At 64.9% G+C, this 14,173-nt stretch carries 12 protein-coding genes; 7 read left to right on the forward strand and 5 right to left on the reverse strand.

Annotated features, from left to right (window positions below; translation table 11 throughout):
* Positions 1-20: 20 nt before the first annotated feature.
* From ABIB38_RS01170 to ABIB38_RS01185, 4 genes are all read left to right on the forward strand, one after another.
* On the forward strand, positions 21-284 hold the full coding sequence (locus tag ABIB38_RS01170; protein WP_071360974.1) for a PAAR domain-containing protein: 264 nt from the start codon (positions 21-23) through the stop codon (positions 282-284).
* A 3-nt stretch (positions 285-287) separates the two neighbouring features.
* Positions 288-1,526, forward strand: coding sequence for a hypothetical protein (locus tag ABIB38_RS01175; protein WP_429201034.1), 1,239 nt, complete (start codon positions 288-290; stop codon positions 1,524-1,526).
* The gene (locus tag ABIB38_RS01180; RefSeq protein ID WP_429201036.1) at positions 1,523-3,052 is read left to right on the forward strand and encodes a hypothetical protein; all 1,530 of its coding nucleotides are present in this window, start codon (positions 1,523-1,525) and stop codon (positions 3,050-3,052) included. Before ABIB38_RS01175 ends, ABIB38_RS01180 begins: the two co-directional genes overlap by 4 nt.
* 120 nt (positions 3,053-3,172) lie before the next feature.
* The gene (locus ABIB38_RS01185) at positions 3,173-3,910 is read left to right on the forward strand and encodes a DNA-binding protein (RefSeq protein ID WP_429201038.1); all 738 of its coding nucleotides are present in this window, start codon (positions 3,173-3,175) and stop codon (positions 3,908-3,910) included.
* Positions 3,911-4,025: 115 nt separating this feature from the next.
* Here the strand turns inward: ABIB38_RS01185 and mqo are convergent, their stop codons facing one another.
* The 3 genes from mqo to ABIB38_RS01200 form a co-directional block, all read right to left on the reverse strand.
* Positions 4,026-5,615: a malate dehydrogenase (quinone) gene (gene mqo / locus ABIB38_RS01190; RefSeq protein WP_429201040.1), complete on the reverse strand. Its 1,590-nt coding sequence runs from the start codon at positions 5,613-5,615 to the stop codon at positions 4,026-4,028.
* Positions 5,616-6,072: 457 nt separating this feature from the next.
* Positions 6,073-7,278, reverse strand: coding sequence for a type VI secretion system protein TssA (tssA, locus tag ABIB38_RS01195; RefSeq protein WP_429201041.1), 1,206 nt, complete (start codon positions 7,276-7,278; stop codon positions 6,073-6,075).
* A 279-nt stretch (positions 7,279-7,557) separates the two neighbouring features.
* Entirely contained in the window at positions 7,558-8,451 is an 894-nt protein-coding gene (locus ABIB38_RS01200) for a LysR family transcriptional regulator (RefSeq protein WP_429201043.1), read from the reverse strand.
* A gap of 533 nt (positions 8,452-8,984) precedes the next feature.
* Between ABIB38_RS01200 and ABIB38_RS01205 the strand changes: the two genes are divergently transcribed.
* Positions 8,985-9,983: an NADP-dependent oxidoreductase gene (locus tag ABIB38_RS01205; RefSeq protein WP_429201045.1), complete on the forward strand. Its 999-nt coding sequence runs from the start codon at positions 8,985-8,987 to the stop codon at positions 9,981-9,983.
* A 421-nt stretch (positions 9,984-10,404) separates the two neighbouring features.
* Positions 10,405-11,040, forward strand: coding sequence for a glycine zipper 2TM domain-containing protein (locus ABIB38_RS01210; protein WP_429201047.1), 636 nt, complete (start codon positions 10,405-10,407; stop codon positions 11,038-11,040).
* A 270-nt stretch (positions 11,041-11,310) separates the two neighbouring features.
* Here the strand turns inward: ABIB38_RS01210 and ABIB38_RS01215 are convergent, their stop codons facing one another.
* Together ABIB38_RS01215 and ABIB38_RS01220 are read right to left on the reverse strand one after the other, a co-directional pair.
* Complete coding sequence (locus ABIB38_RS01215; RefSeq protein WP_429201049.1) at positions 11,311-12,915, reverse strand: phospholipase D family protein; 1,605 nt, start codon at positions 12,913-12,915, stop codon at positions 11,311-11,313.
* Between the two features lie 127 nt (positions 12,916-13,042).
* Positions 13,043-13,177 carry a hypothetical protein gene (locus ABIB38_RS01220; RefSeq protein ID WP_429201051.1) on the reverse strand — a complete coding sequence of 45 codons (135 nt, stop codon included), beginning with the start codon at positions 13,175-13,177 and terminating at the stop codon, positions 13,043-13,045.
* A gap of 244 nt (positions 13,178-13,421) precedes the next feature.
* Between ABIB38_RS01220 and ABIB38_RS01225 the strand changes: the two genes are divergently transcribed.
* The gene (locus ABIB38_RS01225) at positions 13,422-14,162 is read left to right on the forward strand and encodes a Crp/Fnr family transcriptional regulator (protein ID WP_429201052.1); all 741 of its coding nucleotides are present in this window, start codon (positions 13,422-13,424) and stop codon (positions 14,160-14,162) included.
* The last annotated feature ends 11 nt before the right edge of the window (positions 14,163-14,173 follow it).

A 14,173-nucleotide genomic window follows, 5' to 3' on the forward strand; every position in this document is an offset into this window, starting at 1 on the left:
CTGAAAAAAGGAGTGCAACCATGGCAGGAGCACTGATCAGACTCGGCGACAAGACCTCGCACGGCGGCGTCGTGCTCGAAGCCTCGCCCAACAGCGACATCGACGGCGTCGGCATCGCCCGCATGGGCGACCGGACGAGTTGTCCCAAGCACGGCCCCGGACCGATCATCGAAGGCGATGCGACCCTGATCGTCGACGGCAAGGCGGCCGCGCGGCACGGCGACAAGACCGCCTGCGGCGCGACCCTGATCGCCGGCCAGCAAACCACCATCGACCAGGTCTGACCCATGTCCACCATCACTTCGCCTCCTTCCCCAGGCTGGCTCGGCCGCATCGGCGGCAGGCTGATCGCGCGCCAGCCTGTCACGCAGGCAGCCGCCGCGCCGGCAGTGCAAAAGGACGCCGTCCCGGCACGCCGTTGCCCGACCTTGGCCATCCTGGCCGGCGCGCTGCGCACGCCTCACGGCGCATCCGCAGAGGAGCTGGGCGCCGCGCTGGCCGCCAACAAGGTCGATGCCGACCTTGACCGCGAACTGGTCGACGACGATGGCTTTCCGGTCATGAGCGCACGCTGCGAACCGGCCGGCGACGAAGCGGTGCGCGACGAGATCGCCGACTGGCTGGAGACCTGCGCCACGCCGGCGCCGCATCTCGGCGAGGAACAGTGGCGTGCACTCGTCCTTGGCACGGCGGTCCTGCGCGAACTCGCCGACCAGGCGGCCGGGCTGCCGGTCCCGGACGACGGCGCGCCTTTCGCGCTGCAACTGGCCCTGGTGCTGCCGGACGACTGGCAGGTGGAACCACGGCAGGCGGCGTCGATGTGGTGCAGGCAGGTGCTGGCGCAATCCGGCTGGCCCGCGGCGCGCATCGATGTGACCGAACAGGCAGCCCCGGCGCCGCTCCTTGCCCGGATGGCGCAGCAGGCGGAAAAAAGCACGACGCCCGCAGCAGCGATCCTGCTCGCGTTCTGCTCCCACATCGGCCAGGAGACGGTCGACCGCTGGTCGGCCGACGGCACGTTGTTCACCCCCTCTCACCCGCGCGGCCGCATCCCCGGCGAGGGCGCGGCCGGCCTGCTGCTGGCGCCGGCCGTGGACGGCGCCGGCATGGCCCACGTCAGCCTGGAAGCCGAGGCCTGCGATCCGGCATCCGTCGGCCTCAGGCGCCTGTCGCCGCAGCGCCTGAACACGCTCGCCGGGCGCCTGCTGGAAGATGCGGCGATCGCGCCGGCCGCCATCGCCATGATCGTCGCCGACGCCGGCGCCGACACGCGCCACGCGCTCGAACTGATGGAGTTTGGCGGCGCCACCGCGCCCCACCTCGACAATGCCAGCGACATCGTGCGCCTCGGCCCGGCCTGCGGCGCATGCGGCGCCGTGCCCTTCGTCGCCACGCTGGCGCTGGCCGCGCACGCCGCGCTCGAACGCGATGCGCCGCTGCTCTGCGTGAGCAACGACACGCCGGACGTGCGCGCGCTGGCCCTGGTCCGCCCCGCTCCTTTGTTACAGGAACAGGACACGCCGTGAGCTCACCCTATTACGTGCCGTCGGGCCGCCTGCCGGCGCCGGCGTTCGTCTGGACGGCGGCCTGCGCGGCGTTCGTCGTCATCCCGGCCTGGCTGTATGCCTGGCTGACGACCCACTCGCCGCTCGTCCTGCTCGACTGGGTTGCCATGTGCGTCTTTGCGGGCGTGATGGGCGTGGCCGCGCGCCAGGTGGCGCGCCGGGCCAAGGCGCGCAACCCCCTGTGGATGGGCGGATTGGGCCTGGCGATCGGCGTCGCGGGCTGGTATGCCCACTGGGCCGCCTGGCTTGCCATCGCCGACGCGGGCAGCTTCTCCTCTCTGCTCGGCGCGCCCCAGGACATGTGGCGCTTCGGGATGATGCTGGCGGAGCACGACGTGCGCCACGTCGCGGGGATGCGGATCGAGGGCAGCGCGCTGGTCGCCGGCTGGATCGCCGAATGCATCCTGTTGACCACCTTGCCCCGGTCGCTGGCGCGCAGCGCGGCCGAAGAACCGTTCTGCGAGCTCACCAACAGCTGGGCGACGCCGGTCGCGCTGCCGCGCAAGTTCGCGTGGATCGAGGAACCCGACGTCGTCGTGCACCGGCTCGAAACCGCGCCCACCGAACTGCTGTCGATCCTCGGCGCCGGCGTCGCAACGGACGCCGTGCGCTACGGCGCGGTGACGCTGTACCGCACCGCGGGCGACCCGTTCGTCTCGATCGACAACGTGAAGGTCGAGCGCGACGCAAAAAAGGAAAACAAGGAGCAAAAAAAGACCACGCGATCGGTCATCGCCTACCTGCGCCTGCCGGGCATGGACGCCGACCGGATCATCGAGGCATGCAGCGCAGCGAGCGCAACCCAAAACACAACAAACACCGGACAGGCCCAGGCCGACCCGCCGGAACTGGCCGAGGCCATCGACCATCTCGGCGCCGGCCGCCTGGAACAAGCGCTGGCCGGCGCCGTGCCCCATGTCGCGGCCACGCAGGACGGCGTGCGCATCGATGCGATCCGCCTGTGCGCGATGGCCAGCGCGCGCCTGGGCCGCTGGGCCGAATCGCTGCTTTATTGGCATGCCTTGTGCGACGAGGAGCCGAACGCCTTCAATGCCCTGCAAACCGGATGCTGCTGCGCCATGACGGGCGACCCGGCGCGCGGCGAAGAGTGGATCGCCTGGGCACGCGCACGCAATGCCGCCTCGCAAGAGATGCCGGACCCGCAGATCGTGACCAGCTTCATCTCGGCCCTCACCCAGTCCGGCCAGGCGGCGCGGGCGATGCCGTATCTGGAGCAGATGCGCGCGATCTATACGGACCTGGGCTGCACCGACGCCACCTTGCTGTTCGTGCGCCGGGCGCCGCTCTTCGGCGCTTTCCTGCAGGACAGTCTGCCCATCGTCCGCGCCGTGCTGGACCAGGAGGAGGGACGCGCCTGGTATGCCGCGATGCTGCCGCATCTCGACGGGCCGGCGAACGAGACATTGAACGCCTGGCTGGACGAGAATTTTGCCAACATGGCATCGGTCACGCCGGCCTCGGCCTGAGATAGCGGCAAATCCGCGACACTTGGCGTGATTGCCTGATGCTTTTGAGCAACCAAACCATCGTCTAGCGTATGATGGACAGCCCTACAACGAACATCCTGACGCGGTATGAAAACGGATATGGCACACCTGGACGTGACGCTCGACGACGTCATCGGGGCGGCCGACACCCTCCAGAACGACAAGCAGCAGGTCACGATCGAGGCGGTGCGCGCCCTGATCGGCGCCGGCTCGACCAAGACCATCCACCAGCACCTGGCCACCTGGCGCGCCAGCCACGCGAAACCGGTGGAGGCGCCGAAGGCCGAGATGCCGCCCGAGCTGCTCGCCGAACTGAGCCGCTGGGCGCAGCAGTATGCGCAGGATGCCGGCGCCGGCATGCGCGACGCGCTGTCGCGCGCCGAGAGCGACATGGATGCGCTGCTCGCGGCGGGGAATGAACTCGAAGCCGAGCGTGACGGCCTGAACGCCGAACTGGGCGACGCACGGATCGCGCGCGAACAGGCCCAGCTGATCTCGGACGAGCGCAACGAAGAGATCGAGCGCCTGACGGCCGAGCTGCGCAATGCGCGCCAGATCGCGGCCGACGCGCTGGTCGGCAAGGCCAAGGATCAGTTGGCGATCGACGGCAAGGATGCCCAGCTGGCCGACCTGCGCCAGCAGCTCGAGCGCAACGTGGCGGCCACCGCGGCCGAGTCGGATGAGCGCCTGCGCGCCCAGATGGAGCTGGTCGGCGTCACGACCGAACGCGACAACCTGGTGGCCGAGGTCAAGGAATTGCGCACCATGCTCGACAACTCGCGCAACGAACGCAGCAATCTGCGCGCCGAACTCGAAACCCTGCGCGCGCGCAAGTAAGCGTGTCTACGATGAAATAAAAAAAGCCTCGGTTCAAACGAACCGAGGCTTTTTTAATGCTTGAATCATTGCTGATTGAATCGCTGCGGCAGCGCCGCAGTCCTTCTTTACAGCATTACTCCTGCGTTGCCGCCTGCACGTCCAGCGTAACCGCCTTCAGGCCCAGCGCAGCGCTGCTCTGCTGGCGGATCTGGTTGGCGAAGGCCGGATCGTCGTTCAGCGTGCGGCCGTACGACGGAATCATCTCGTGCATCTTGGCTTGCCATGCTGGCGTTTCCAGCTTGTCGCGGAAGGCCGATGCCTTGAGCACCTTGAGCATGATCGGCGCGGCGGTCGAGGCGCCCGGCGAAGCGCCCAGCAGGGCGGTGACGGTGCCGTCGCTCGATGCCACGACTTCGGTACCGAACTGCAGCAGGCCACCCTTCTTCGGGTCATCCTTGACGATCTGGACGCGCTGGCCGGCGTTGACCAGTTCCCAGTCTTCCATCTTCGCTTCCGGGAAGTATTCACGCAGGGTCGCCACGCGGTCTTCCTGCGAGTTCATCACCTGCTCGACCAGGTACTTGGTCAGCGGGATGTTGTCGATGCCGGCTTGCACCATCGGACGCACGTTGCCGGTGCCGATCGAGGCCGGCAGGTCGACCCACGAACCGTTCTTGAGGAACTTGGTCGAGAAGGTCGCGAACGGGCCGAACAGCAGGGCTTTCTTGCCGTCGATGATGCGGGTGTCGAGGTGCGGCACCGACATCGGCGGCGAACCGACCGAGGCCTTGCCGTACACCTTGGCGTGGTGCGCTTCGATCAGCGCCTGGTTGGTGGTCACCAGCCATTGGCCGCCGACCGGGACGCCGCCGTAGCCCTTGGCTTCGGGAATGCCGGTCTTTTCCAGCAGCGGCAGCGCGCCGCCGCCGGCGCCGATGAACACGAACTTCGCGCTCACGGTCTTGAGCTGGTTGTCCGCCAGGTTCTTGACGGTCACGTTCCACAGGCCATCCTTGCCGCGCTTGATGTCTTCGACCTGGCTGCGCAGGTTCAGGGTCATGCCGTGGGTGCCGGTCAGGTGCTTGACCATGCTGCGGGTCAGGGTGCCGTAGTTGACGTCGGTGCCGATGTCCATGCGGGTCGCGGCCACTTTCTGGTTCGCGTCGCGGCCATTCATGACCAGCGGCGCCCACTTGCGGATGGTCTCGTGGTCTTCGGTGTACAGCATGCCCTTGAACAGGTTTTCCTTTTGCAGCGCGGCGTAGCGCTTGCGCAGGTAGCTGATGTTATCGTCACCCCAGACAAAGGCCATGTGCGGCACATTGGTGATGAAGGTGTTCGGCTCTCCCAGATATTGCTTCTTGACCTGGTAGGCCCAGAACTGCTTCGAGATCTCGAACTGTTCGTTGATGTCGACAGCCTTCTTGGTGTCGATGGTGCCGTCCGGCATTTCGGGCGTGTAGTTCAGTTCGGCGAAACCGGAGTGACCGGTGCCGGCGTTGTTCATGGCGTCCGAGCTTTCGGCCGAGACCGAATCCATGCGCTCGAACATCTCGATCGTCAATTCGGGATCGAGTTCCTTGAGCATGGTGCCAAGGGTGGCGCTCATGACGCCGGCGCCGATCAGGACGACGTCGACCGGTTTGTCATTGGAAGGAGCGGGGGCTTTGCTGCACGATGCGACGATGAAGCAAGAAAGGACAACGAGAAGCGAGGTGCGCATACGAAGTATCACCTGAAAAATGGTTGCGATGGCCTGGCATGCAATCAGATTTAAAAAGTTCAACGGCTCGGTAAAGGAACGTTTCCACACCGCCTGCTGGCGGTATCGAAGCACCGATAAGGAACGGGCTGGCGAGACATGTCGCGATCCGTGAGGACAGCAACAACACTCGGCAACCGACGCATAGCGAAGGCAAGGCAACGGCGCGCCGATGACGGTCGGGCCGGCCTTGCAAGCAACACGGATATGACGCGCTGACACGGGTTGTCAGGCGGGCCAGTCGATATCCCTGGCGTCCATTGAGCGGGAAGTCCTATAGAGGACTGAATGGAGTATAGCCCAAACGAATCAGGCTTGTGCGGGCCGCTGTCGGTATTCCCGGCCCTCTCAGTATTCGAGCTGTGGCGGCCTAGGTAGTATTACTTAGACCACGCGCCGGCGGGCCTGCGGCCCGGGTTCAGTCGTCGTCGGCCCCAGGTTTCGGGGCGCTCAGCCCCATGACTTCGAAGATATGGATGCGGCCATCGCGGCGCAGGAACAACTCCTGGTACAGGTCGGCCGCGCCCAGTTGCCCCCACTCGGCCGCCCGCCGCAGCAGGTAGGGCACCGGACTGTGTGGCTCGGCCCGTTGCAGGAAACCCGCCACCTGCTCCAGCAATGCGTAGGCTTCGGCGCGGTCGCGGATGCCGCCATCGCCGGCGCCGGGCGCCGTGTTGGCGGCAGCAGCAGGGGCAGCAGCAGCGGCGGGCAGTGCGCGGTCGGCGGCGCACACCGCCGGTTCCGCGACCGGCACAGCCGCCGCAGGAGTCGCGATGGGCGCCGCAGCCGCAGGCGCAGTCGCGATGGGCGCCGGATCGGCATGCCGGGCCAGGCCGCGCCGCCGCAGTTCGGCCTCGACCAGGCCATGCACCTGCTCCAGCGTGGCCTTGAAGGCGCCGAACCCTGGCGCCTCTCCGCCCAGATGGCGCACCAGCAGGGCGGCCAGGCGCGCCAGCATCGCCAGGGAGTCGGCCAGGTCGCGTTCCAGCGCGACCTGGACCTCGTCGGCGGTGGCGGCGAGCGCAGCGGCCAGCTCGGCGAAGCCCGGGCCTTCCAGCGCGCGTCCCGGCGCGGCCTGGGCCAGGCGCTCGAGGTGGTGCGCGCGATCCCAGTCGGCCAGCGCATAGGTGCGCTCCTGGCCGGCAGTGAGCGGCACGCCGCGCAACAGCGGCGACAGCGAGCGGTCGATCCAGCCGAAGATGGTGATGCGCTGGCCATGATCGCCATCCGCGCCGCGGGGATGGAGATCGTCCCAGTAATCCTCGCACAGCCGCGTCAGCAGGTGCAGGCCGCCGGCGATCGTGGCGAAACCGCGCTGGTGGATCTGCGCCTCCAGCAGCCAGGCCGCCACCTGCAGGTCCTTGCCCTCGTTGGCCAGGGCCGAAGCCGCGATGTGGACGGCCTTGCCCCAGTCGGCGCGCTTGAGATCGCGCTGCCAGACGCCCATCGGCAGGCTGGCGTCGTCGGCCTCGCGCGCGCCGCGCAGCGCCGCGGCCGCGCGCCCATGGCGGGCGGCAGTGCCGGCGCGCTCAGGCCCATCGATCGGCGCCAGCAATTGCGCGAACGGCATGCCGACAGCGTCGGAAAGGGCGTGCTCCGCACGCGCGATGACAGCCGCGTGCATCTCAGCGCTCCGATCCGGTTGGAATGATCTGGTTCATGCTTGTTTTCCTTTCGTGGACGTGCGCACGCACGGTGTCGTCTTCGAGCGGCGCCCGGCTGACACGGTCCGCACCCGCGCCCCGCGCCGTCCGGGAATGCTGGCGTGGCGTCTACCCGGTACGTCATCGCGGATAGTTCCTGGAAGGATACAGGAGATGCAGCTCCTGGGGACGGGCAGACCTCGCTTCGAGAACCGGCGCCAGCAAGGACTTGACATGACCCGCCGATGCGCTTCGAATCGTCATGGACGCTTGTCGAGCGGTATATGTTCGCTGACGAAGTCGATGAAGGCGCGTAATTTGGGGGTGATGTGCTTGCTGGCAGGCCATAGCAGACGGAACGTGTTCTGTTCCAGCGTGTAGTCCTTCAGCACCCGTACCAGCGCGCCGCTTCGCAGCGCCTCGCCGACGGCGAAATGCGGCATGTACGCGATACCGATCCCCTCGAGCGCGAAACAGCGGCGGGCCTCATCGGTATTGCAGGTGATGCGGCGGCCCAGCAGCGGCTCCGGTTCGCCGACGCCCAGTTGCAGTTGCCAGGCCTGCAAGCGGCCGGTATTGGGCATGCGGAACTGGATGCAGTCGTGATCCTGCAGGTCACGCGGATGCAGCGGTGTGCCGCGGCGCGCGAAGTAATCGGGCGCACCCACCAGCCACATCTGAAACGTGCCGAGCGTGCGCGAGGTCAGCCGGGAGTCGTCGATACTTCCGCTACGAATCACGACGTCGTACCCCTCGTCGATGACGTCGACATGGCGATTATCGAAATCCAGATCCAGCTCCACTTCCGGATAACGCTGCTGAAATGCAGCCAGCGTCAACACGAACGGTTCGCTGATCATCGGTAATCCAATGCGCAGGCGGCCGCGCGGCGTACTCATGGTTTGCGACAGCTCCGCCTGCGCCGCATTGAATTCGTCGAGAATGCGCCTGGCGCGCTCCAGGAACATTTCTCCTTCCGCGGTCAACGTCACGCTGCGGGTGCTGCGGTGGAACAGGCGCACGCCCAGGCTTTGTTCGAGTCGGGCGATGCTTTTGCCGATGCCCGACGCCGAGACGCCGACTGCCCGGCCGGCGGCGACGAAACTGCGCGTGTCAGCCACGTGCACAAATATACTGATGGCAAAACTATCCATATGACTTCCCTTGCGCGGACAGTTTGTCCTGTATATACGGAAGTCTAACCTACTTAATCAAAAGCAATATATAGGTTATCTTGAACCTGTCGGCAGGCGATCGTCGCCCGACGCGCATTCAGCGTTGACGAACGCGATTATGGAGGGAATGTCCATGGCCGGGAATCGGCCGTGATGACAGGCGGGAATCTATCCCGGCGCCTCCAACGAACCCTGCGCGACACATGGTTTAAGCAGGAGCATTTTTTAAACCGCCAACCCCGACCTCGTGGCGCGAACAACACGTGCCGATCGCGAGGAAGCGGAATCATCAGCTGAGAAATTCCAAGGCAGCTTTTGCCTTGAGGAGCTTGACATCCGGCGAACGAACGGTCCACGCTAGGCCTTTTTGTTTGCGCGGATTGCCACCCTTTTTCATTCGTCGTAGCTGTGCAAGCAGCATACGCTTGCATGCGAGTAAAGCCGCAGGCAAGCACACCAGCCGACAGGCGCCGGCAGACGGCGGCGCCCCCGGCGTTACAGGAGAAACAAGCATGACTACATTCCAACGCATCGTGCTGGCCTCGCGTCCCACGGGCGAGGCCACACCAGAAAACTTCCGGCTCGAAACGGTCGAGGTTCCCGTACTGAAGGACGGCGAAGTGCTGGTCCGCAACGAGTACATGACGGTCGACCCGTACATGCGCTCACTGATGAACGAGGGCAAAAGCTACATGCCGCCGGTGGAGCTGAACGCCACCATGGCCGGCGGCACGGTGGGCGAAGTGGTCGCGTCAAAGAACCCCAAATTCGTCGTCGGCGACAAGGTGGTCGACAATCTGGGCTGGGCCGAAATGGGCGTCTCGGACGGCAGCCAGATGCGCAAGGTCGACACCAGCGAAGTTCCGCTGCAGGCCTATCTGGGCGTGGTGGGCATGCCGGGCATGACCGCCTGGTACGGCCTGAACCAGATCATGGCCCCGAAACCCGGTGAAACCGTGGTGGTGTCGGCCGCCAGCGGTGCGGTAGGCAGCGCCGCCGGCCAGTTGGCCAAGCTGAAGGGCTGCCGCGTGGTCGGCATCGCAGGGGGCAAGGAAAAGTGCGATTACGTGGTCAATGAACTCGGCTTCGATGCATGCGTCGACTACAAGGCCGGCAACCTCGTGGCCGACCTTGCCGCTGCCACCCCGGACGGGATCGACGCGGTGTTCGAAAACGTCGGCGGCGAAGTGCTGGACGCCTCGCTCGCGCGCATGAATCCCTACGGCCGGATTGCCGTCTGCGGCCTGATCGCCGGGTATAACGGCGAGTCGCTCCCGGTCAATAATTTCAAGGCGGTGCTGGTCATGCGCCTGACCATGCGCGGCTTCGTCGTCGGCGAGCACATGGAGTTCTGGCCCCAGGGCCTGAACGAGCTGGCCATGCTCGTCGCCTGCGGCAAGCTCAAGTACCGCGAAACGATCGCGCAAGACCTGGCCAGCGCTCCCGAGGCCTTCCTGGGTCTGCTCAAGGGCAAGAACTTCGGCAAGCAGCTCGTCAAGCTGACCCGATAACGGGCCTGCGATAGCCAGCCGGAAGGGCTCCCCGCCGAGCCTGTTTTGCGCGCCCGGTGGTAGAGCAAGACCGAGCGGCGTGGACTCCCGGCTGTCTGACAGCGTCGGCAGTCACGAGGCGGGCGCGTCACCCATGATCAACGAGCCCGGACATTGCTGTCCGGGCTTTTTATTATTCTTGGCAACTCGGTATTGCCCATGCTCATTCCAGGTCATCAGAGTGCATCCGGCACGCGGAGCTCAGCGCTTGCGCATTGATTTTGGGCTATGTGCGGTAAGCCACAGAAGGCAAGCTTCGAAACGCGGATAACGGTGTCAGCAAGAAAAAACGTGTTTCGTACAAGCGGTTAAAAAAGAAATAGAACACGCCCCCATGGGCCGCTCCGTGTCTCCCCAGCTTCACATCCCACAAGGAATTATCATGAACATGCCCGTCAATAGCGCTTCGAAGAGTCGTGCCCATCCGATGCTGATCGTTGCCAGCAGCGCCGTCGCGCTGGTCTGCCTGACCGGGACCGCCGCCCTCATGGGATGGCTTCCGAGTTCAGTGGGCGCCAACGCCGATGCTGCTACGTCGGCGCTGGCGCAACCCGTGATCGCTGCGGCGCCTGCGAACCCTGCCCCGCAGGCGATCCATGCAGCGCCTCGGCATGTTGCGCCCAAGCCGGTTGCCCAGGCCCCATCCCGTGCCGAGCCGGTGCGCCGGGTCCAAACGCTGGTTTGCCAGAATTGCGGCACCGTCGAATCGATCCGTACGATTACCACCGGCGGGGACGGTAGCGGGCTAGGCGCTGCGGGGGGCGCCGTTGTTGGCGGCCTGTTGGGCAACCAGGTCGGCGGCGGCCACGGCAAGCAGGCGATGACCGTCGTCGGCGCGATCGGTGGTGCCCTCGCCGGAAACCAGATCGAAAAGAAGGCAAGAGCCACGCAGAGCTATGAAACCACGGTCCACATGAACAATGGCTCGACGCGCACTGTCGCACAGGCAACGCAACCTGAATGGCGTAACGGTGACCAGGTCAAGATTGTCGACGGCGTCGTGCAGATGAACGGCTGAACCGTATGACAAGCCGCAGCGCGCCTGGTGCAAGCCAGGGCGCTGCGGTTTCCGACCACCGGCTGCCGCGTGCCCTTGAGTGCCCGCCGCGGCCGTTTTTTTGTCTGGACGCCAGGCGCATCGACCAGCGCATGGATCAAACCGTACCACCATGTCGATACGAAGTATCCGTGCCACCGCGGACGCACATCCATCATCGCCGTGCCGTCGTTGCGCGAGCGTCCCACATGAAACGGTCGCACATCATGCTCGAGCTCGACACGGCGATCACTACAATAACCAGTCGATTGGCAATATCGACATCAACGAGACGCCTGCACGCTCGCCCAAGCTGGTGCCCGGCTCAACGTCATGCCGCAAAACCGTTCCCCCGCGGCGCTCCAGCCAATACAGCTGCCCTTCGGGGGACAGGCGCACTTCGTAGGCCTCCGTCGGCATTCTTTCATCAAACGCGGCAAAGATGCGTCGAGCCAATAGCGGGCTTTCGATAACAAAACCCATCTCGGTGTTGAGCCTGGCCGAGCGCGGGTCGAAATTGAAGGAGCCGACGAAAACGCGGGAACGATCAACCGAGAAGGTCTTGCTGTGCAGGCTCGAAGCCGAACTGCCCCGCAGGCCCAACACTCTCCTGCGCGCAGAAGCCTGGGTCAGGCGCCGAAGTTCGTAGAGCGACACTCCGGCTTCGAGCAGCGTCTTGCGGTGCTTTGCGTAACCTGCATGCACCGCCGCCACGTCGGTCGCTTCCAGAGAATTGGTCAGTATCGTGACCTTGACACCGCTTTTGACCAACGCCACGAATGTATCGGTTCCGGCCTCCATGGGCACGAAATAAGGCGATACCAGATTCAGTTCGGAAACCGGTTCGCCCATCCTCTTCCTGAGCTTGTTGACGACAAGGCTGCGGGGTTCTTCCAGCCCCAGTCCCTTGGCAGGATCGTCGCTGATCATGCGCGTCGTGGTCCATTCAAAGACCAGGCGGTGTTCCAGCAGGTCGCTGGCAAACGTGGAGCCGCGCAAGGCGCGCAGGTAAATCAGGGCACGCGGGCTGCGTTCAATATCTGACGCGGCTGCCGCCAGTGCATCGAGCGCGATGCGGTCCACGGCGGGCAGCCACCCACCTACAGGATACGATGAGTTGCTGTTCCAGTAGCGATCGAAGTCTTTTGACACCTCGGTGACGACCGGTCCGATTGCCATGATGTCGAGGTCCGCAAACAAGACGTCGTCGGCAGCGCCAAAGTAGGCGTCTCCCACATTCCGGCCGCCTACGATCGTCACCTGATTGTCCACAGTAAAGGACTTGTTGTGCATGCGGCGGTTGGCGCGGCTGAAGTCGGTGAGATAGCCGAAAGCACGCACGCTTCGAATAACAAATGGATTGAAAAGGCGCACTTCGATGCTGGAATGTGCATCGAGTGCTGCGAGCAAGGGATCCAGCCCGGAGGTATTCTGGTCGTCGAGCAGCAGCCGGACCCTCACGCCGCGGTCGGCAGCCTGGCGCAAGGCGGCAAACAGCAAGGTGCCGGTCATGTCGTTGTGCCAGATGTAATACTGGATATCGAGGGTGCGCTCGGCGGCCTGCGCCAGGAGTGCTCGCGCAGCAAAGGCGTTGCGGCCATCGGCAAGGGGATACACACCGGATTTGCCCGGATGCGCGCTCACCCCTGCCGCGATTGCTCGCCCGAGCTGAGTGGCGCCTGTATCCAGGTCGGCCGCGGAGCCAGGCCGGCTCGCCAGCGGCGGCAAGGCAGAGCAACCGGTGATCAAAAATGACAGCACGCACAGCGCAAATGCGGACGCCGGGCCGTAGCGATACCGACGCGCGTTCACATCCTGGCCGGCCGTTCCGCCGCTATCCGCAACGCGCTTGGACACGCCCGTTTCGTCCCGCCTCATCCTCGGCACTTCCCCATCCCACAGTGCAGCTTGTAACCTGCGGCCAATGGCCTGCCCAGGGCCGGGCACGGGCATCGGGTTGCCTGGGCGGACACGCGATGCCAGATCAGCCATGCAGCAGGAAGGTCCAGAGCATGGCCACGACTTTGGTCGCCGCGAGCGCCGCAACGGGCGAGGTGAGCGGACCCAACCAATTGGCCGAGCGGATCATCACGCTCGTGTAGTCCTGGACTACGTTCATGTTGTTGCTTTCTTATTGAGTACACCCTGCTCAGCAGGGGGCGGGCTGTGAAAGGCCGGCAGCGCGCCGGTCCCCGCCTCCACGCAGCACTATTACCCCATCCGATAGCCGGCTCCGTTCGGTACCACGCAAAGAAAAGACATAGATACCAAACACAATATTTCTTGGTTTTATGAAATTCGCATGCTAGGCTCCTGTGACATCAACGAAATCACCACGAAACAACTCACCCAGCGTGCTGTGTATGCAAGACCCAAACCAGAACCATCTTCTCGCAGCCCTGCTGGACGCCGAGTTCGAACGCCTTTCGCCTCACCTTGAATCCCTGCCGTTGCGCCTTGGCGACGTATTATGCGAGTCGGGCGATACGCTCGACTATGTGTACTTCCCGACGACGGCGATCATCTCCCTGCACTACCTGCTGGAAAACGGCGGCTCGTCTGAAATCGCCGGGGTCGGCAATGAAGGGATGCTGGGGGTATCGCTCTTCATGGGTGGCGGCAGCACCCCGAGCCGGGCCGTCATCCAGACCGGCGGCCATGGTTATCGCTTGCCCGTGCGGATCCTGATGGAAGAATTCAACCGGGCTGGCCCGGTGATGCGCCTGTTCCTGCGGTATACCCAGGCATTGCTCACCCATATGTCGCAGACCGCGGTCTGCAACCGCCACCATACCGTGGAGCAGCAACTGTGCCGCTGGCTGCTGCTGACGCTCGATCGCCTGGGCGCCGGCGAACTGACGATGACGCAGGAACTCATTTCCAACATGCTGGGAGTGCGCCGCGAAGGCGTGACCGAAGCGGCCGGTCGGCTGCAGGGACGCGGCCACATCAGTTATCGGCGCGGCCACATCACCGTGCTCGATCGCGCCGGCCTCGAAGGGCATGTGTGCGAATGCTACGGCGTCGTCAAAAAAGAATTCGGCCGGCTGTTGTCGGACGTACGCCACCACCAACCTGCGGGTTTGTCCCGGCGCGCTGCCTGACAGCGCGTGTC

This window comes from Massilia sp. UYP11 (assembly GCF_050434805.1).
Classification (GTDB): Bacteria; Pseudomonadota; Gammaproteobacteria; order Burkholderiales; family Burkholderiaceae_D; genus Telluria.

Bases quoted from the DNA above. Each gene is read 5' to 3' on its own strand.
- ABIB38_RS01170 (WP_071360974.1), top strand. From the start codon at position 21: ATGGCAGGAGCACTGATCAGACTCGGCGACAAGACCTCGCACGGCGGC.
- ABIB38_RS01175 (WP_429201034.1), top strand. From the start codon at position 288: ATGTCCACCATCACTTCGCCTCCTTCCCCAGGCTGGCTCGGCCGCATC.
- ABIB38_RS01185 (WP_429201038.1), top strand. From the start codon at position 3,173: ATGGCACACCTGGACGTGACGCTCGACGACGTCATCGGGGCGGCCGAC.
- mqo (WP_429201040.1), bottom strand. From the start codon at position 5,615: ATGCGCACCTCGCTTCTCGTTGTCCTTTCTTGCTTCATCGTCGCATCG.
- tssA (WP_429201041.1), bottom strand. From the start codon at position 7,278: ATGCACGCGGCTGTCATCGCGCGTGCGGAGCACGCCCTTTCCGACGCT.
- ABIB38_RS01200 (WP_429201043.1), bottom strand. From the start codon at position 8,451: ATGGATAGTTTTGCCATCAGTATATTTGTGCACGTGGCTGACACGCGC.
- ABIB38_RS01205 (WP_429201045.1), top strand. From the start codon at position 8,985: ATGACTACATTCCAACGCATCGTGCTGGCCTCGCGTCCCACGGGCGAG.
- ABIB38_RS01210 (WP_429201047.1), top strand. From the start codon at position 10,405: ATGAACATGCCCGTCAATAGCGCTTCGAAGAGTCGTGCCCATCCGATG.
- ABIB38_RS01220 (WP_429201051.1), bottom strand. From the start codon at position 13,177: ATGAACGTAGTCCAGGACTACACGAGCGTGATGATCCGCTCGGCCAAT.
- ABIB38_RS01225 (WP_429201052.1), top strand. From the start codon at position 13,422: ATGCAAGACCCAAACCAGAACCATCTTCTCGCAGCCCTGCTGGACGCC.